This window comes from Pseudomonas versuta (assembly GCF_001294575.1).
Classification (GTDB): domain Bacteria; phylum Pseudomonadota; class Gammaproteobacteria; order Pseudomonadales; family Pseudomonadaceae; genus Aquipseudomonas; species Aquipseudomonas versuta.
Window position 1 is genome coordinate 3,248,450 of sequence record NZ_CP012676.1, and the last position, 17,703, is coordinate 3,266,152.

Consider the following 17,703-nt stretch of genomic DNA (forward strand, 5'->3'; position numbering starts at 1 on the left):
CTGGGATCAGCACAACGACGACGAGCGAGTGATCGGCATTCTAACGACAGGCTTCAAGCCGTTATTTCTCCAATGCGACAACAAATTACAGATGCACCGAGAAAAGCGACTCCAGTCATTGACAGCTCTTCAAATTCATGCAAGAGCAAAAGACATAGAACCTATGTGAGTTGCAAATAGCGGGCCTATTATTCGCAAAGCCTTCTATTCCGGCAAGTGTAGCGTTTCATCTTATTTTTCAACCCGGTAAAAACAGCTCTAAAACGGTGCTTTTGGTGTCACAAGGCCCCGTTTTCGTGCGCGTGGTTACATCCGCGGTAACACTGCCCCAGGTTTATGCCCCTCTCTAGCTGCCAAATAAAAACCCCGCCAGGCAATGCCGGGCGGGGTTCTGTGAGGCGAAGAAGGATTATGCGACCTTCATACTCTTGTGGGTTTCGATCAAATGCTGCACCACCCCCGGGTCGGCCAGGGTGGAAATATCACCCAGACCGTCATATTCGCCGGTCGCAATCTTGCGCAGGATACGGCGCATGATTTTGCCGGAGCGGGTTTTAGGCAAGCCCGGCGCCCACTGGATGACATCCGGCGAGGCAATCGGGCCGATCTCTTTACGTACCCAGTTTTTCAGTTCAAGACGCAGCGCCTCACTTGGCTCTTCACCGCCATTAAGGGTGACATAGACATAAATGCCCTGCCCCTTGATGTCATGGGGCACGCCGACAACAGCTGCCTCGGCAACTTTAGGGTGAGCCACCATCGCGCTTTCGATCTCGGCGGTCCCCATGCGATGGCCTGACACGTTAAGCACGTCATCCACGCGACCGGTGATCCAGTAGTAACCGTCTTCGTCGCGACGGGCACCGTCGCCAGTGAAATACATGCCACGGAAGGTCTTGAAGTAGGTATCGACAAAGCGGTCGTGATCGCCGTACAAGGTACGCGCCTGACCCGGCCACGAGTCCAGGATCACCAGGTTACCCTCGGCCGCCCCCTCAATCAGGTTGCCCAGGTTATCTACCAGGCCAGGCACCACGCCAAAGAATGGGCGCGCCGCAGACCCCGGCTTTAGTGCGTGAGCCCCCGGCAGCGGGCTCATCATGCAAGCCCCGGTTTCGGTCTGCCACCAGGTATCGACGATAGGGCAGCGCTCTTTGCCCACGGTGGTGTAGTACCAGTTCCAGGCCTCCGGGTTGATCGGCTCCCCCACCGAACCCAGCAGACGCAAGCTTGAACCGTCAGCATCCTTAACGGCGGCCTGACCTTCGGCCATCATGGCGCGAATGGCCGTTGGCGCGGTGTAGAGGATGTTGACCTTGTGCTTGTCGACGATTTTCGACACCCGAGTGATGTCCGGATAGTTCGGCACACCTTCGAACAACAGCGTGGTGGCCCCATTGGCCAGCGGCCCGTAGACGATATAGGTGTGACCGGTAACCCAGCCAACGTCCGCCGTACACCAGAACACTTCGCCGGGGCGATAGTCGAATACGCGCTCATGGGTCAGCGCGGCATACAGCAGATAGCCACCCGTGGTGTGCTGCACACCTTTGGGCTTGCCGGTGGAGCCGGAGGTATAAAGGATGAACAACGCTTCTTCGGCGCCCATTTCTTTTGGCGCACAGTGCGTGGAGGCCACGGCCATCAAGTCGTGGTACCAAATGTCACGGTGCTTGTACCAGGCAATATCGCCACCGGTGCGCTTGAACACGATGATCTTCTGCACGCTTGAAGTATCAGGGTTGGTCAGTGCCACATCGACATTGGCCTTGAGCGCTGTACGCTTGCCGCCGCGCACACCTTCGTCGGCAGTGATCACCACCTTGGATTTGCAGTCGATGATGCGTCCCGCCAGCGCCTCGGGCGAGAAGCCGCCGAACACTACCGAGTGAATTGCCCCGATCCGGGTGCACGCCAGCATGGCGACCACGGCTTCGGGCACCATCGGCATATAGATAGTCACTACGTCGCCACGGTGAACGTCCTGACCGCGCAAAGCGTTGGCAAGCTTGCACACTTCTTCGTGCAGTTCGCGGTAGGTAATGTTGCGCTGCTCGGTAGGGTCATCGCCCTCCCAGATGATCGCAACCTGATCGCCGCGTTCGGCAAGGTGGCGATCCAGACAGTTATAGGAAACGTTAAGAGTGCCGTCCGCAAACCATTTGATATCGACATGGTGATCGTCGAATGAGGTTTGCTTGACGCTGGTAAACGGCTTGATCCAGTCGAGACGCTGAGCTTGCTCGCGCCAGAAGCCATCGGGGTTGACGACGGACTGCTGGTACATCGCCTTGTAGGTCGCCTCATCGGTCAGCGTATTGGCTGCTACTTCAGGGCGTACGGGATACAGGGAAGCGGCACTCATGTTTCATACCTCGATGTTTGTAGTTGTTGTTTTATGACCCTGTTGTAGCCGGGCCGTGGCCTGAGATCCATTCGACGTTGGTAGTAAGAAATCCCCGGAAAAACCATGGTTTTTCTGCCGAAGGCTCAAGAACAATACTTACAGCGCTTTGCCAGTCAATGCCTCGCTCAATACAGGCTCTGTTTTCGACGATTGTTGCAGAATCTGTCAACAGTCTTTATCAAAACCCCCTCTTTATGCCTGCCTGGCCGGGGCCTAAAATTGACCTCGCCAACCAAGGCACTGCGATTGATACAAGTTACAGCCCCCACGAAGGCATATTTAGTCGCTCTTAACTCATTAAGTTTCACACACAGCCTCACAAGGGCTGTGTGACCCCTCTCGACCATAGACAGGTAATTGCGAAATGAAAGCGTTGTTAGTTCTGGCCCTCAGCAGTGTGTGTTTAACCGCCATGGCGGATGAAACAAGTACCGCCGCTGCACACCAGCAACCCGCTGTTGAACAGTATTCTTACTCTTCCGAACTGGATATTGCCAAGGTGATTTCCATGAGCGAAATCCCCAGTGTCTGCGAAGTGGTGCCGGCCCAGATGGTCTACGAAGACTCGCACGGCGCCCAGCACACCCTTGAATACCGGGTAATGGGCAGCGGCTGCTCGAACGGCTGATTCATAACTTTCGTTTGTTCCGCTACTTAATCACATCATTTGTTAACGCGATTCAACGCGGCACTTTATTGCAACTTTCAAACTTACATATTGAAGCGTTGCCCGCCTGCGCCTATATCGCCAGGAATTAATTACATGAAACGCGCCTTAATATTGGCCCTCAGCATATCCGTACTTGCAGGTAGCGCCTTTGCAGCTGACGGTTATGACCACACCCCCTCGGCGACCTTTGCTGAAGACGGTTACGACAACACCCGCTCAGCCACTTTCGCTGAAGACGGTTATGACAACACCCGCTCGGCCACCTTCGCTGAAGACGGTTATGACAACACCCGCTCGGCCACCTTCGCTGAAGACGGTTATGACAACACCCGCTCAGCCACTTTCGCCGAGGACGGTTATGACAACACCCGTTCAGCCACTTTCGCCGAGGACGGTTACGATCGCACCAACGGCCATCGACTGAGCTAACACCGCACCGACTTGCCGCCCGGTTTCGACCGGGCTTAGCCTGCCCCGCGCCGCGCCTCGCGTCACTAAAGCCACACCACATCCGTGGCCCCCGGCTTGCCTCAGAAAAACTTCCTGCCAAGCAAACCCTCGCCCAGTAACGGCCATGCTTAAGTCCAGGCCAAATTTAGGGCATTTCGTCGCATCGGCTGAAAAAAAACTGGCTGAAATACCCTGTACAAAAGCCGTATACTGCCCCCTTCCAAAGGGTGCTCCATAACCCTTGAGCGGGCTGTAAACCACGCAGCTGCGGCCTTCCGGGCCAGGGTGAGATGCCGAACAGACAGCATCCCCTTAGCGACAGCCGGGTCAGCCCCCGAATATATTCATGTTTTTGCGTGCGTACATCGCTACTGCAGCAACATTTCTTAGATCCAAGTGGCCTATGGCCGTGTGACAACCAAACAATCAGTGTTACCACACGGGCACAGGCCCTCACGCAGGAGACGACACGTCATGCTGAGCTGGGACGAATTCGACAAAGAAGAGGAAGGCGAAGTCGCTGTTAAAGGCGCCAATGCCGGCCACGCAACCGAAGCCAACATGGACCGCCTTGACGCTGCTGGCGGCGTTGCGGCCCAGGAAGCCCGTGCAGTCACTGCCAACGACTCCGCTGCAATCCAGCGCGCCAAGGCAGCCCTGGATGATCTCGACATCGCGGAAGGCCTGGCCGAACTCGAAGGCGCCAGCGCTCGCGTTGCTGTCGACGAGAAGATGATGATCAACTGCCGTGCCGACCTTAACCAGCTTGTACCGTTCAAGTACGACTGGGCGTGGCAGAAGTATCTGGACGGTTGTGCAAACCACTGGATGCCGCAAGAAGTCAACATGACCGCCGACATCGCCCTCTGGAAAAACCCAGAAGGCCTGACCGACGACGAGCGTCGCATCGTGATGCGCAACCTGGGCTTCTTCTCTACCGCCGACTCCCTGGTTGCCAACAACCTGGTGCTGGCCGTGTACCGCTTGATCACCAACCCGGAATGCCGCCAGTACATCCTGCGCCAGGCCTTCGAAGAAGCGATCCATACCCACGCCTACCAGTACTGCATTGAATCTCTGGCCATGGATGAAGGCGAGATCTTCAACATGTACCACGAGATTCCGTCGGTCGCTAAAAAAGCTACCTGGGGGCTGAAGTACACCCGTTCGATCTCCGATCCGAAGTTCGAAACCGGCACGGTAGAAACCGACAAGGAACTGCTGCGCAACCTGATCGCTTACTACTGCGTTCTGGAAGGCATCTTCTTCTACTGCGGTTTCACTCAGATCCTGTCGATGGGTCGCCGCAACAAGATGACCGGTGTCGCCGAGCAGTTTCAGTACATCCTGCGCGACGAATCCATGCACCTTAACTTCGGCATCGATGTGATCAACCAGATCAAAATCGAAAACCCGCACCTGTGGGATGCTGAAATGAAGGAAGAGGCCACGCAGATGATCCTGCAGGGTACTCAGCTGGAAATCGAATACGCACGTGACACCATGCCACGCGGTGTACTGGGCATGAACGCGGCCATGATGGAGGACTACCTCAAGTTCATCGCCAACCGCCGCCTGTCGCAAATCGGCCTGAAAGAAGAATACCCGGGCACCACCAACCCATTCCCATGGATGAGCGAAATCATGGACTTGAAGAAAGAGAAGAACTTCTTCGAGACACGGGTTATCGAGTACCAGACTGGCGGCGCGCTGAGCTGGGACTGATTCCGGTTTAGTCATACGCTGTTTAAAAGGGCTGCCGCGAGGTGGCCCTTTTTATTGGGCAGAATATTTGTCGGGGACGTATCGAAATTTTCGACTGTTACCTGCAATGCAAAATGCCTGAAGCGGGGCTTTTCGGCAGAGGTTTCCGCCCCCGGAACCGATCAGAAAAATGAGTTTGATCGCCTTCAAAAACAACTGTATAAAAACACAGTATATTTTCAAGCACTGACTCAGCCCCGGAGAATCCCCATGCCCAATGCAGCCATGCGCAGTACGTTTGAACGCATCATCATCAATCAATTCACCGCGCTGCACTGCGCCCAGGCCCGGCAAATGCTCGACTGGAGTTTCGAGCAACTGAGTCAGAAATCCAGGGTATCAGTCCCCGCCATCCAGCGTTTTGAAGCTGGGGAGCCGATTCGCGATGTCACTCGGCTGGCTCTGGCTTATTGCCTGGAAGCAGAAGGCCTGGTGTTCTTTCCGGGGTTCGCACCAGGTCGCGGCGGTAATATTCGCGGCACAACCCCTGATCCGACCGGGCGTGAAGACTTCGCACAGCTTGAATAAGCTCATTTGCCCTTGTTGCCCGGGGCGTCCTGCATGGTTTGCACGTCGAGCCACCAGGCACGTCCCGGGTGAGGCTGCAACAGATTGAACGCCTCCCCCATTAATGGCGTTGTGATCAGAATATTTCGTTGCTCTGCCAGCGCCACGATGCGGTCAAAAGGCTCATGCCAGGCATGAAATGCCAGATCGAAGGTGCCATTGTGAACAGGCAACAACCAGCGACCTTTCAGATCGATATGGGCCTGCAAGGTCTGCTCGGGTTGCATGTGCACGTCAGGCCAGTCGACGTTGTAGGCCCCGGTTTCCATCAGGGTCAGATCAAACGGGCCAAATTGTTCGCCGATCAGTTTGAAGCCGTCGAAATAACCGGAATCGCCACTGAAGAAAATCCGTACCTCGTCAATGATCATGACCCACGACACCCAGAGCGTCTGGTTGTGATCAAACAACCCTCGACCAGAGAAATGCTGGCACGGGGTAGCTATAAAACGAATGCCTGCCAGCTGTGTTTCCTGCCACCAGTCGAGTTGCTGAACTTTACTGGCGGGGACGCCCCACTTGACCAGCAGGTCACCCACACCCAGCGGGGCCAGAAAGTGCCTGGTTTTGGCGGCCAGCTGCAACACCGTCTTTTGATCAAGATGATCGTAGTGATTGTGTGACAGGATCACTACTTCCAGGGACGGAAGCTCATCAAGGCTGATGGGGGGGCATGAAAACGCTTGGGCCCCGCCCATTGGAACGGCGATGCTCGCTCGGCATACACCGGATCGGTGAGCCAGAATTTTCCTTTGAGCTTTAGCAGCAGTGTTGAATGCCCAAGACGGTACACACTGAAGTCCGGAGCGTCCGCCAATTGCTGGCGGCTCAATGGCTTGACCGGGACCACCCCTGCCGGACGAGTATTGGCGGGTTTGAAAAGCATTTTCCAAAAAATGCCCAGTGTCTTGCCCAGGCTGGAGGGCGGCCTTGCCTGCTGGTTTCGAAATGCACCTTGATGACGCTCAGCGGGTCTAAGCGCCTCTGCACTGCGCGATTCAAGTGCCATGTTTTAAAACCTCAGTGAAAAAAGATTATTACGCTTGCTTTTTGGACCACAGAATGCAATTCGTCATGTAACTATAAAATAACAACACGGCCGGACGATGGCTTAAGAGCTAGTGTAAAGCTGACCACGCAGATGATTTCGAAAAAATGCCAGTGCGATACCAACCGGTAGACAAGCGCTGAGTCCAAACATCTTGAGCAAATAACCATGGACAATCAAAGAGGCAAAGGCCTGTCGTTTGCCCGGCGCATTTACGGGCCGCGAACCATTGGCTCAGGGTTTGGCGGTCTGGCCTTAATGGCAGCACTTGTCCCGCTTGATGTCCCTGTATGGGTATGGTTTCTACTACTGTTCAATGCATTTTTGTGGCCGCATCTGGCATATCAACTGTCATCACGATCGAGATATCCGTATCGCGCTGAACGGCGCAATATTTTAATCGACTCACTGGGTGGGGGCTTCTGGGCCGCAACCATTCAATTTAACCCCCTCCCTACAGTGACAATCGTTTCCATGATGATGATGCATAATGTCGCGGCAGGCGGACCACGACTACTGCTGCGCGGACTTTTGGCTCAGGCAACAGGCGCACTGATAGCATTTCTGTTGCTGGGTGCGGCCTTCACCCCAAACACTACAACCCTGCAAGTTTATGCCTGCATCCCCGTACTCATCCTCTACCCCTTGGCAGTAGGCATGGTCAGCTATGGGCTAGCGATCAAACTGGGCGAACATAAACTGGCCTTGAGAACCCTTAGCCGTACGGACAGCCTTACCGGTCTGTTAAACCACGGGTCATGGAAAGACGTGCTGGAGATCAATTTCAAAGAATGCAAACAGACGCAATCAACCGCCACCCTTGCACTGATTGATATCGATCATTTCAAACACATCAATGACACCTATGGGCATATCGTGGGCGACAATGTGTTGCGTACGCTGAGCAACAAACTCAAAGAAAACTTGCGCACTGAAGACTTGGCTGGACGCTATGGCGGGGATGAGTTTTGCGTGATTTTGCCCAATCGGACACTGGCTCAAGCGCGTGAAATCATGGAGCGATTAGGCCGCGTATTCAGCCACTACCAACACGCAGATGAACCTGAACTGCACGTCTGCCTGAGCATTGGTCTGGCGTCTTGCCGGCCGGAGTATCAGGACGCCTCCATGTGGCTCAACGAAGCCGACAAAGCGTTGTACATCGCCAAGAACACCGGCCGTAACAAGGTCAGCATCGGTGCCGCAGACACGCTTATGGATTCAGTCTTGAGCAAACCATAAGGTCCGTAATAATGAGAGAGAGCCCAGTGAGCACAGACAAGAGCGACGCAACACCCGCCCCAGAAAAAGTCGACCACCTACGCTTTCATCGTGCCCATGCGCATCTGGAACCCACCTTCGGCAGTGACAAGTTCGCCTTGAGAGCCGAAGCGTTTGCCCGCTTCTTCGGCACGCCCACCTTTCTCGGCGCCCAGACATTGATCGTGTTGATTTGGATATGCCTGAACCTGTTTGGCGTCACCCACTTTGATATTTACCCGTTCATTCTGCTGAACCTGGCTTTCAGCCTGCAGGCGGCTTACGCCGCGCCTTTGATTTTGCTCGCGCAAACCCGCCAGGCTGCACGGGACAAAGCCCAGGCCGATGCCGACGCCCGGCACCGTGAAGCACTGGCCGTGGCCAACACCGAGCGACAAGCCGCTGCCGCCCAGACCAATGAGCGGATTATGCAGTTGCTGGAACAAAACACCCGATTGACCGAAATGACCAAGACTTTAACCGAGCGAATTGAAAACCTGACCTCGGAAATGCACCAGCACTTGGTACACAAGACGCCTTAACCGAGGCAGCGGCGCACGGCCAGGATCTCCGGCACATCCTGGCGCTGCATGTACACACGCAATGGCTCAGTGATGTTCAGGCGATCGTCGATATTCTGATCCATTAATAACTGAATCAGCTCGCGTTTAAGGATCATGGTGTCTTGCGCGCCGGGCTGCCAGACGAACTCACTGGTGGGCGTGATGTTGTCGTCGGCGACATCCATTCCGAAAGAATCTTCGCTGAAGCGAACAATATGCTGCTCTGTCTTACGATTGAAACCAACAAAACCATTAAGTAGATCGGCAGCCTGGCAGATTAACTGTGATGTGATGCGCATGGTAAACCTCACTGACGAGCCCGGGAGGCTCAAGGATCGATGGTTTACACGCAAGATTGAACACGCATCCCTCTGCCGGGGACGCTGATAGAACCAAGAGTACTGCACAACTTTTCTAATACCAAGGACCTCAACAATGCCTGTTACTTTTTCCAAAAGCACCCTGCTGCTGAGCTTGCTACTAGGAATGGGTGGCGCATACGCCGCCAACGCATCGAACGCACCCGAAGCAGCTGTGGCCAGCGCTCAAGGCATCCCTCATCCGGCAGTCATCGCCCATCGTGGGGCATCTTTCGACGCACCGGAGTCTACTGCGGCGTCCTACAAGCTTGCCCGGGATCTGGGCGCCGACTACCTGGAGATGGATCTGCAGCGCAGTAAAGACGGTGTGTTGTTTGCGCTACATGACAACGGCTTGTTGCGCACCACGGACGTAGCGAAAAAATTCCCGGAGCGCAAAGACAGTCCGGCCAGCGCCTTCACCCTGGCAGAACTTAAAACACTGGATGCCGGGAGCTGGTTCAACCAGGCCTACCCGCAGCGTGCCCGCCCTTCCTTCGTCGGGCTGCCAATCCTGACGCTGGACGAAATTATCGATATTGCCCAGGGCAACCCGCAACACAAGCCCGGGTTATACATCGAGACCAAAGAGCCCAAGCAGTTTCCGGGTATTGAGCGTGACCTGAAAAACAAGCTGACCGAACGCGGATGGCTAAAACCCGTCACAACCACTGCCGGCAACGTTGCACCTCAAACAGGCGAAGGCAAAGGTCGCGTGATTCTGCAAACCTTTGAAAAAAACAGCCTTGAATTACTGCAAAAAGAGATGCCTGACACGCCAAAAATCCTGCTGCTCTGGATCGGCGAAGGTGGCATGGCAGCCAGTTCCGGCGTCAGTTTTGCCGACTCCGGCGAGAAGGACAAAGCAGCGTATTACGCAAAACTGCAGCCCAAGGACAAAGACGAGTTCCTGCACTGGCTGGACGTTGCCAAAGCCAACGGCGCCATCGGTACTGGCCCGTCAGCAGCCCTGACCCACGGTGGCGCCCAGAGCTATTTCGACCTGATACAGCCCTGGATGAACAAGGCCACCCATGACAAAGGCCTGCTGGTACATGTCTACACCCTTGATGAGCCGGTGGATTTCAAGAAGGCAACGGACGCCGGCGTCGACGGCATTTTCACTAACCGTGCCAGCGAACTGCTCAAGTACTACCAGCGCCCGGCGGCAAAGAGCGTCAATCAACTACTGGAGCAAAACGGCTACTGAGATTCGACATTCAGGAACAGGGCGAAAATTAAGGGTGAGTTAAGTTGCCATGGTTAATCTAATCCCACTTAAACAGTTGACCCAAAAGGGATTAAACATGAAAACACTTAACGTAATGCTCACCGCTACTGCCCTGATCCTGACTGCCGGCATAGCCCAGGCTGATGTCCGCCCTGACCATATTCCTGGCCTGCTCAAGTCGGGCGAGATCAGCTCGTTTGAGAAGTTGAACCAGGCCGCGCTGGATAAACACCCGGGCGCAACTATTGTCGACACCGAACTGGATCATTCCTACGGCAAACTGGTTTATGAAGTTGAATTGCGCGACAGCAAGGGCATCAAGTGGGATGTAGACCTGGATGCTAAAACCGCTGAGGTGCTGCAAGACAAACAAGATACTTAAGTTGCATGTTTAAAAAACCGCGCCCCTCATCATGAGCGGCGCGGTTTTTTATTGGCTATTACTCTGCAAGTACGCCACACAAAAACAGTATGCATTTGTACCGGTCGCAATGGTTCTGGCTAAAATCAGCTTTTTCCTGCGAGAGTATCTTCCATGGGGCGAAGCACGGCTGCCGATATCGCGACAATTGACCGGATCAGTGCCGTGCCGGCAATACTTCAAGTCATCACGGAGATGACAGGCATGCGCTTTGCCGCCGTTGCTCGTGTCACCCAGCAAACCTGGACCGCCTGCGCGGTGCTCGACAACCTGGGGTTTGGTTTGCAGGCCGGCGGGGAGCTAGACCTGGTCAGCACCTTGTGCTTTGAAACCATGACCTCACATCTGCCGATCGTAATCGACCAGGCCAGCACAGATCCGTTGTATCAAAGCCATCACACGCCAAAAATGTATCGTTTCGAGAGTTACATTACGATTCCGGTATTTCGCACCGACGGTGCTTTTTTCGGCACCCTCTGCGCGCTGGACCCTGAACCTGCAAGTCTTAAAGACAGCCCCATACAATCCACGATGGAGTCCTTTGCGCGCCTGCTCTCGCTGCAAATTGAAGCCGAAGAAAACTTGCAGCGCACAGAAATCGAATTGATCAAGGAGCGCGAGAATGCAGAGTTGCGCGAACAGTTCATTGCCGTCATCGGCCATGATTTGCGCAACCCGTTATTCGCTATTACCACCGCCGCCGAGCGGGTACTGCGTAAGCACCCCGACCCGCAAACCGACGGCCTGGTGCAACATATTCTGAGCTGCGGCAATCGCGCCTCTCAACTGGTTGAGGATGTGCTGGACTTCGCCCGGGGGCGCCTCGGTAGCGGAATTCCTTTAACCTTGCGCAAATGTTCCGATCTCGACAAGGTGTTAAGGCATGTCATTTCGGAAGTACAAAGCGTTCACCCCCACCGCCAGATTCTGTCGACGATAAAAACATTCGAGCACATTGAATGTGACAGCGGCCGTTTGGCACAACTGCTGTCCAACCTGCTGGCCAATGCCATCACCCATGGATCAGCCACCGACCCTGTTCGAGTCGATGCCCTGTGCATTAACGGGGTGTTTACCCTCAGCGTCACCAACCAGGGCCCGCCCATCCCGGCAGACGTCATACCCAACCTGTTCCAGCCCTACTCCCGCCCCCCTAGCGACATGCCCCAGGCCGGTCTTGGCCTGGGCCTGTACATTGCCAGCCAGATTGCCTTGTCCCACGGCGGCCAAGTCGACGTGGTTTCGAGTGAACAGCAGGGCACGGTCTTTACCTTCAGATTTGCGTCGCAGCCCGGGCATTGAAGGCCGGTTGGACCCGCAACCGACTGCTCGCATTACGCATGGGATGAGGAGCGTTTTTTTGCACCGACCACTGGTGCGGTCCACTTCGCTGACGTGAACTAAGGTAGCAGTGGAAAATATGAAGCCCTGTTTTGTCATGCTCGAAAGGAGTCGTTCATGCTAACCAGAACCGAACTGAAATCCCGCCCGCTCAGTCATCCGAAAAAAATTGCCTGCCTGCTCTACAGCCTGTTCAGCTACCTGTTTTTCCTGCTGACTTTTCTGTATTTCATAGGCTTTTTGGGCAATGTCGGGGTCCACAAAAATATTGACTCAGGTTCGGGCCTCACTTGGCCGTGGGCACTGCTCGTCGACGTCTTGTTGATCAGCCTGTTTGCCATACAACACAGCTGCATGGCCCGCAAAAGCTTCAAAAACTGGTGGCAAAACTTCATCCCGCCAGCGATTGAACGTGCCACCTATGTACTGGCTTCCAGTGTGGTTCTGGCATTGATGTGCTGGTGGTGGCAGCCGATCGACATCATCGTCTGGGAGGTCAAGTCGCCGGTGGGCAAAGGGGTGCTCAGCGGCCTGTTCTGGCTAGGATGGGGCATCCTGTTCCTCGCCACCGTGCTGATCAGTCACTTTGAGCTATTCGGAGTGAAGCAGGCCTTTGAGGCATTGCGCCAGCAAAAAACCGTGGACTGTACCTTCAAAACGCCTCTGCTCTATAAAGTCGTCCGCCACCCGATTTACCTGGGGTTTTTGATCTCTTTCTGGGCCACACCCAACATGACTGTCGGGCACCTGGTATTCGCCCTGACCAGCACGCTTTACATCGTGATTGGCACGCATCTGGAAGAAAAAGACCTGGTGGAGTTGTTTGGAGAAAAATACCGCCACTATCAAAAAACCGTCGGCATGTTGCTGCCCTTTCCACGGCGAAAGGCCGGCTCTCAAGACTGATATCCGGATAATTTCTGTATTTGAGCAACAGATGGGTAGACACTGGCGAGCTGTTCAAACGGCCACTGAACCAAGGGTTCAGTGGCCCCCATAACGCTGCAACAGAACCTCAGCATGAACACCCGACTCTGTGCCCATGAAAACCTCACCCCCGGCCAACGCGAGCAATTGCAGGCGCTTGAAGTTCATACCGAACAAATCGCCTTCTCGGGCAACATCGAGTCTGCCTTGCATTCGCTGCCCGCCAGGCCCCACCCGGGGATAAAAGCCTTCGTTCTGTTGGCAGATGAGCGACCAGTGGCTTTTTTACTGCTCAAGCGCCAACCATTTTTGGCCCATTGGGCTGAAGCTGAGAGCGCCACCTTGCACGCACTGCAGGTGGACAAACGGATGCAAGGCCAGGGGCTGGGTAAAGCCTGCCTGCGCGAACTGCCCCGGGCCGTGTCTCAGTTATGGCCCGAGATTCGTCAGTTGATGCTCTCAGTCAGCCCTTTTAACACCGGCGCCCTGGCCTTTTACCTGAGCCAGGGCTGGAGAGAATGCGGCGAGGCATATCGTGGTGAACGGCGTTTGGTAATGCCCCTTGGCGCTACTCACGGCGAGCATCCGCAAGCGTGCCAGGGTCTGGCGTTTGAGGGTGGCCGCGACGCTGGCTCACAACCAGGCGCTAAACCCGCGGTTTGACCGGCAACCAGATTTCCAGCAGCCCGGCACGGGTGTTCGGGTTGAAGTCAGCACTGTAACGCTCAAATTCAGGTGCATCCGCTGCCTCATAAGCAGATTGGGGTAACCAGTCGTTCCAGATCGCCTGAAAGGTCTGGCTCAGATTGGCCAATGAACCTCTATGTTCAAAAACGGCGTAATCCTGTTCTTGCAGCTCAATCCAGCGATAGCATTCAGGCAAGTCATCAAGCTTGCTGATGGCAACCCCGGCGATATATTCGAAGCCACCGTGGCCGTCCGGATTACAGCAGACACCATAGGTTTCTTCGCCGATCTTGCAGGGAATATTAGGTATCTCTGGTACGAACTGTTCCCATAATTGCGGAATCCGGTCAGCGTTCTCCTGAGTAAAGCGCCCGCCCAGACCGGCAATCAATTGAAAATGGCCTTTGGCAAATCGCGGCGCTGGCAATTCAAACTTCGGTGTTTGGTCCATAAGAGCGTGCTCATTGAGTAAGTAGGCAGCATAGCTGTTCAGTATAGGAACAAAAAAACAGGGGTGTTAAGGCGCCAAAAACTTGTATCTGGACAAAAGGCCATCAGCCCCTTTATTGTTCCGCCCGGACCACCGCAGTGGTCCACGTCGCTCGGACGGTTCCGGGCGCTTACGTATCAGAGGCACACATGGCCGAACCACGTTCGCCGCGTCGCTTTGCGCGCATAGATCGACTTCCCCCTTATGTTTTCAATATCACTGCCGAGCTAAAAATGGCGGCACGCCGGCGTGGCGAAGACATTATCGATTTCAGCATGGGCAACCCTGACGGCCCGACGCCACCGCATATAGTCGAAAAGCTCTGCACCGTCGCACAGCGTGAGGACACCCACGGCTACTCGACTTCCCGCGGTATCCCACGTTTGCGCCGGGCAATTTCCCGCTGGTATGCCGACCGATACAACGTTGAAATCGACCCTGAACACGAAGCCATTGTCACCATCGGCTCCAAGGAAGGCCTGGCGCATTTGATGCTCGCCACCCTGGATCAGGGCGACACGGTACTGGTGCCGAACCCCAGCTATCCGATCCACATTTATGGTGCCGTGATTGCCGGCGCCCAGGTGCGTTCGGTGCCGCTGATCCCGGGCGTGGACTTTTTTGCCGAGCTGGAAAAAGCCATTCGCGGCTCGATCCCCAAACCCAAGATGATGATTCTGGGGTTCCCGTCCAACCCGACGGCGCAGTGTGTAGAACTGGATTTCTTCGAGCGCGTGGTGGCCCTGGCCAAGCAATACGATGTGCTGGTGGTTCACGACCTGGCCTATGCCGACATTGTTTATGACGGCTGGAAAGCCCCCTCGATCATGCAAGTGCCCGGCGCCAAGGACATCGCGGTGGAGTTCTTCACCCTGTCAAAAAGCTACAACATGGCAGGCTGGCGTATCGGTTTTATGGTGGGCAATGCGGAGCTGGTCAACGCTTTGGCGCGGATCAAGAGCTATCACGACTACGGTACGTTCACCCCGCTGCAAGTTGCAGCAATTGCCGCGCTCGAAGGCGACCAGCAATGCGTGAAAGATATCGCCGAACAGTACCGTCAACGCCGTAACGTCCTGGTCAAAGGCCTGCACGAACTGGGATGGATGGTCGAAAACCCGAAAGCATCGATGTATGTCTGGGCCAAGATTCCCCAGGCCTATGCGCACATGGGCTCGCTGGAATTTGCCAAAAAACTGCTGGCGGACGCCAAAGTATGTGTCTCACCAGGCGTAGGATTTGGTGAGTATGGCGATGACCATGTGCGTTTTGCCCTGATTGAAAACCAGGACCGCATCCGGCAGGCCCTGCGCGGTATTCGCACGATGTTCAGGGCCGACGGTTTGAGCGCGAGTTAAGTCTTGCCGTCTGTTTGCGGGAGCGAAATTGCTCGCTCCCGCACACTCAGAGGGGCTTAAACCACCAGCGACAGCAGCAGGATAAAGACCAAGGCTACGATCGACAGGATGGTTTCCATCGCTGTCCAGGTCTTGAAGGTTTCAGCCACGGTCATGTTGAAGTACTGCTTCACCAGCCAGAAACCCGCATCGTTGACGTGAGACAAAATCAACGAGCCGGCACCTGTTGCCAGTACCAGCAATTCACGGTTCACACCTGGAATCAGGTCCACCACCGGCAACACAATCCCCGCCCCGGTAATAGTCGCGACCGTTGCAGAGCCGGTTGCAACACGGATGACCGCTGCCACCAGCCACGCCAGCAGGATCGGCGAAATTTGCGCGTTGACCGCCATGTGGCCGATTACATCACCCACACCGCTGGCTACCAGCATTTGCTTGAAGCCGCCGCCCGCACCAATGATCAGAATGATCGCTGCGGTAGGAGCCAGACTCGCGTCGAGCAACTTCAGAATGCGCTTGGAGTCGATACCCTGCCGGGCGCCGAAGGTGTACAGCGCCAACAGCAATGCCAGCAACAGGGCACTGATCGGGTGACCGATCATGTCCATCCAGCTACGGAAGAAGTTACCGTCCGGCAACGCAACGTCCGCGAACGTCTTGAGCAACATCAGGAATACCGGCAACAGCACGGTGATCAAGGTGATGCTAAAGCTCGGCAGACTGCTGGATTCAGGCTCGCTCGCCAGTTGGTCCATCAACTCCTGAGACGGGTTGCCGGGAATGTATTTGGCGATGAAAGTACCGTAGATCGGGCCGGCAATGATGGCCGTCGGCAAGGCTACGATCAGGCCATACAGGATGGTTTTACCGATATCGGCACCGAATACACCGATGGCCAGCAACGGCCCCGGGTGCGGCGGTACCAGACCGTGTACTGCCGACAAACCGGCGAGCAGCGGGATACCGATTTTAATGATCGAAACCCCGGTACGGCGCGCGACAATAAATACCAGCGGGATCAGCAATACAAAACCGATCTCGAAAAACAGCGGAATACCGACCAAAAACGCGGCAAACATCATTGCCCACTGCACCCGCTCCTTGCCGAATGCACGGATCAGCGTACGGGCAATCTGGTCAGCACCGCCGGAGTCAGCCATCATTTTGCCAAGCATGGTGCCCAGCGCCAGGATGATCCCGACAAAGCCCAGCACGCCGCCAAAACCATCCTGGAACGATTTGATGATCAGGTTGGCAGGCATGCCGGCAGTCAGGCCCAGAAACGCAGAGGCAATAATCAAGGCAATAAAGGGGTGCAGCTTGAATCGGGTGATCAATACGATCAGCCCGATAATGGTCACCACTGCATCAAGCAGCAGAAAGGTGTTGTGGGACATGCCTAGCATGGGGCGTCTCCTGACTTGTTGTTGTTATCAAGTACGTGTGTGCTGCCATTGCCGAGGCGGATAGCGCTGTCTGTCTGCAACAAAATCATGAGGTTACCAACACCGACTGCTCACACCACCAGTCACGGGCAGCGTGTGCCAACTGGTCGATGTCCATCTGTGCAGCATTCAATGTCAGCACCAGAGGCTCATCGGCGGGCGATTCAAGCGTCGCGAACTGACTGTCGATCAGGGTCTTGGGCATAAAGTGCCCCGGACGATGAGCCACACGATCAGCGGCCACCTCAGGTGTCAGCTCCAGAAACACAAAGCCCAGACCGTCGACAGCACTGCGCAAGCGCTCGCGATAACGCAGCTTGAGGGCCGAACAGGTCAGCACCGGACGCTGGCCCTTGGCAACAGCACGACGCAGTTCTTGACACAGGCTGTCGAGCCAGCCGGCACGGTCTTCATCGGTCAAGGGGATACCGGCACTCATCTTTTCAATGTTGGCCGCAGGGTGAAACGCATCGCCTTCAATCGGGGTCGCACCATTAAGCTGGCACAAGGCCTGGCTCACGCTGGACTTGCCGCAGCCGGCAACACCCATGATGACCAGGGCAGTGATAGGTTGACTCATGAAACACCTCAGTCCGTAGACAGCGCTGTCTTTGTTGATGCGTTCAATAGTTGAAAGCAAAGCACAAAGCCTAGGCTACCGACGTCTATTTCTCGTTTTTATGGGGAGACGCGGTGGCGCTCTCGACATACA

At 55.3% G+C, this 17,703-nt stretch carries 17 protein-coding genes and 1 pseudogene; 12 read left to right on the forward strand and 6 right to left on the reverse strand.

The annotated features are described in order from the left end of the window. Nucleotides 1-409: 409 nt before the first annotated feature. On the reverse strand, nucleotides 410-2,365 hold the full coding sequence (acs, locus tag AOC04_RS14525; protein WP_060694515.1) for an acetate--CoA ligase: 1,956 nt from the start codon (nucleotides 2,363-2,365) through the stop codon (nucleotides 410-412). A 406-nt stretch (nucleotides 2,366-2,771) separates the two neighbouring features. On the opposite strand from acs, the gene AOC04_RS14530 reads away from it, so the two are divergent. From AOC04_RS14530 to AOC04_RS14545, 4 genes are all read left to right on the forward strand, one after another. After that, the gene (locus AOC04_RS14530; protein ID WP_060694518.1) at nucleotides 2,772-3,035 is read left to right on the forward strand and encodes a DUF2790 domain-containing protein; all 264 of its coding nucleotides are present in this window, start codon (nucleotides 2,772-2,774) and stop codon (nucleotides 3,033-3,035) included. 135 nt (nucleotides 3,036-3,170) lie between these two features. Next, a complete protein-coding gene (locus AOC04_RS14535; RefSeq protein WP_060694520.1) occupies nucleotides 3,171-3,506 on the forward strand; it encodes a hypothetical protein in 336 nt (111 codons plus the stop codon). A gap of 495 nt (nucleotides 3,507-4,001) precedes the next feature. Continuing rightward, a complete protein-coding gene (locus tag AOC04_RS14540; protein ID WP_060694522.1) occupies nucleotides 4,002-5,252 on the forward strand; it encodes a ribonucleotide-diphosphate reductase subunit beta in 1,251 nt (416 codons plus the stop codon). A 249-nt stretch (nucleotides 5,253-5,501) separates the two neighbouring features. Beyond that, nucleotides 5,502-5,819, forward strand: coding sequence for a helix-turn-helix domain-containing protein (locus AOC04_RS14545; protein WP_060694524.1), 318 nt, complete (start codon nucleotides 5,502-5,504; stop codon nucleotides 5,817-5,819). Between the two features lie 2 nt (nucleotides 5,820-5,821). Here AOC04_RS14545 and AOC04_RS14550 read toward each other — a convergent pair. Then, nucleotides 5,822-6,867: pseudogene (locus tag AOC04_RS14550) on the reverse strand (MBL fold metallo-hydrolase). Between the two features lie 207 nt (nucleotides 6,868-7,074). On the opposite strand from AOC04_RS14550, the gene AOC04_RS14555 reads away from it, so the two are divergent. Both AOC04_RS14555 and AOC04_RS14560 read left to right on the forward strand, forming a co-directional pair. After that, nucleotides 7,075-8,148, forward strand: coding sequence for a diguanylate cyclase (locus AOC04_RS14555; protein WP_060694526.1), 1,074 nt, complete (start codon nucleotides 7,075-7,077; stop codon nucleotides 8,146-8,148). Nucleotides 8,149-8,159: 11 nt separating this feature from the next. Continuing rightward, nucleotides 8,160-8,708, forward strand: coding sequence for a DUF1003 domain-containing protein (locus AOC04_RS14560; RefSeq protein WP_073514980.1), 549 nt, complete (start codon nucleotides 8,160-8,162; stop codon nucleotides 8,706-8,708). On the opposite strand, the gene AOC04_RS14565 is transcribed toward AOC04_RS14560, so the two are convergent. Further along, the gene (locus AOC04_RS14565) at nucleotides 8,705-9,028 is read right to left on the reverse strand and encodes a DUF2025 family protein (protein WP_060694531.1); all 324 of its coding nucleotides are present in this window, start codon (nucleotides 9,026-9,028) and stop codon (nucleotides 8,705-8,707) included. The two genes, AOC04_RS14560 and AOC04_RS14565, sit on opposite strands and share 4 nt — an antisense overlap. Before the next feature lie 136 nt (nucleotides 9,029-9,164). Here AOC04_RS14565 and AOC04_RS14570 point away from each other — a divergent pair, with 136 nt between their 5' ends. From AOC04_RS14570 to AOC04_RS14590, 5 genes are all read left to right on the forward strand, one after another. Then, entirely contained in the window at nucleotides 9,165-10,298 is a 1,134-nt protein-coding gene (locus tag AOC04_RS14570) for a glycerophosphodiester phosphodiesterase (protein ID WP_060694533.1), read from the forward strand. Between the two features lie 97 nt (nucleotides 10,299-10,395). Continuing rightward, complete coding sequence (locus tag AOC04_RS14575) at nucleotides 10,396-10,701, forward strand: PepSY domain-containing protein (protein ID WP_060694535.1); 306 nt, start codon at nucleotides 10,396-10,398, stop codon at nucleotides 10,699-10,701. A 153-nt stretch (nucleotides 10,702-10,854) separates the two neighbouring features. Beyond that, nucleotides 10,855-12,042 (forward strand): GAF domain-containing sensor histidine kinase, encoded by a 1,188-nt coding sequence (locus tag AOC04_RS14580; RefSeq protein ID WP_060694537.1) that lies wholly within the window; start codon nucleotides 10,855-10,857, stop codon nucleotides 12,040-12,042. Nucleotides 12,043-12,198: 156 nt separating this feature from the next. Continuing rightward, nucleotides 12,199-12,987 (forward strand): methanethiol S-methyltransferase, encoded by a 789-nt coding sequence (gene mddA / locus AOC04_RS14585; RefSeq protein WP_060694539.1) that lies wholly within the window; start codon nucleotides 12,199-12,201, stop codon nucleotides 12,985-12,987. A gap of 114 nt (nucleotides 12,988-13,101) precedes the next feature. After that, nucleotides 13,102-13,671: a GNAT family N-acetyltransferase gene (locus AOC04_RS14590; RefSeq protein ID WP_082363712.1), complete on the forward strand. Its 570-nt coding sequence runs from the start codon at nucleotides 13,102-13,104 to the stop codon at nucleotides 13,669-13,671. On the opposite strand, the gene AOC04_RS14595 is transcribed toward AOC04_RS14590, so the two are convergent. Continuing rightward, complete coding sequence (locus AOC04_RS14595) at nucleotides 13,655-14,146, reverse strand: GyrI-like domain-containing protein (protein WP_060694541.1); 492 nt, start codon at nucleotides 14,144-14,146, stop codon at nucleotides 13,655-13,657. The two genes, AOC04_RS14590 and AOC04_RS14595, sit on opposite strands and share 17 nt — an antisense overlap. Nucleotides 14,147-14,334: 188 nt before the next feature. Between AOC04_RS14595 and alaC the strand changes: the two genes are divergently transcribed. After that, nucleotides 14,335-15,543, forward strand: a complete 1,209-nt coding sequence (gene alaC / locus AOC04_RS14600; protein ID WP_060694543.1) for an alanine transaminase — start codon at nucleotides 14,335-14,337, stop codon at nucleotides 15,541-15,543. Nucleotides 15,544-15,599: 56 nt separating this feature from the next. Here the strand turns inward: alaC and AOC04_RS14605 are convergent, their stop codons facing one another. After that, on the reverse strand, nucleotides 15,600-16,952 hold the full coding sequence (locus AOC04_RS14605; RefSeq protein WP_060694545.1) for a GntP family permease: 1,353 nt from the start codon (nucleotides 16,950-16,952) through the stop codon (nucleotides 15,600-15,602). Nucleotides 16,953-17,037: 85 nt separating this feature from the next. Continuing rightward, a complete protein-coding gene (locus AOC04_RS14610) occupies nucleotides 17,038-17,571 on the reverse strand; it encodes a gluconokinase (RefSeq protein WP_060694547.1) in 534 nt (177 codons plus the stop codon). Nucleotides 17,572-17,703 lie beyond the last annotated feature (132 nt).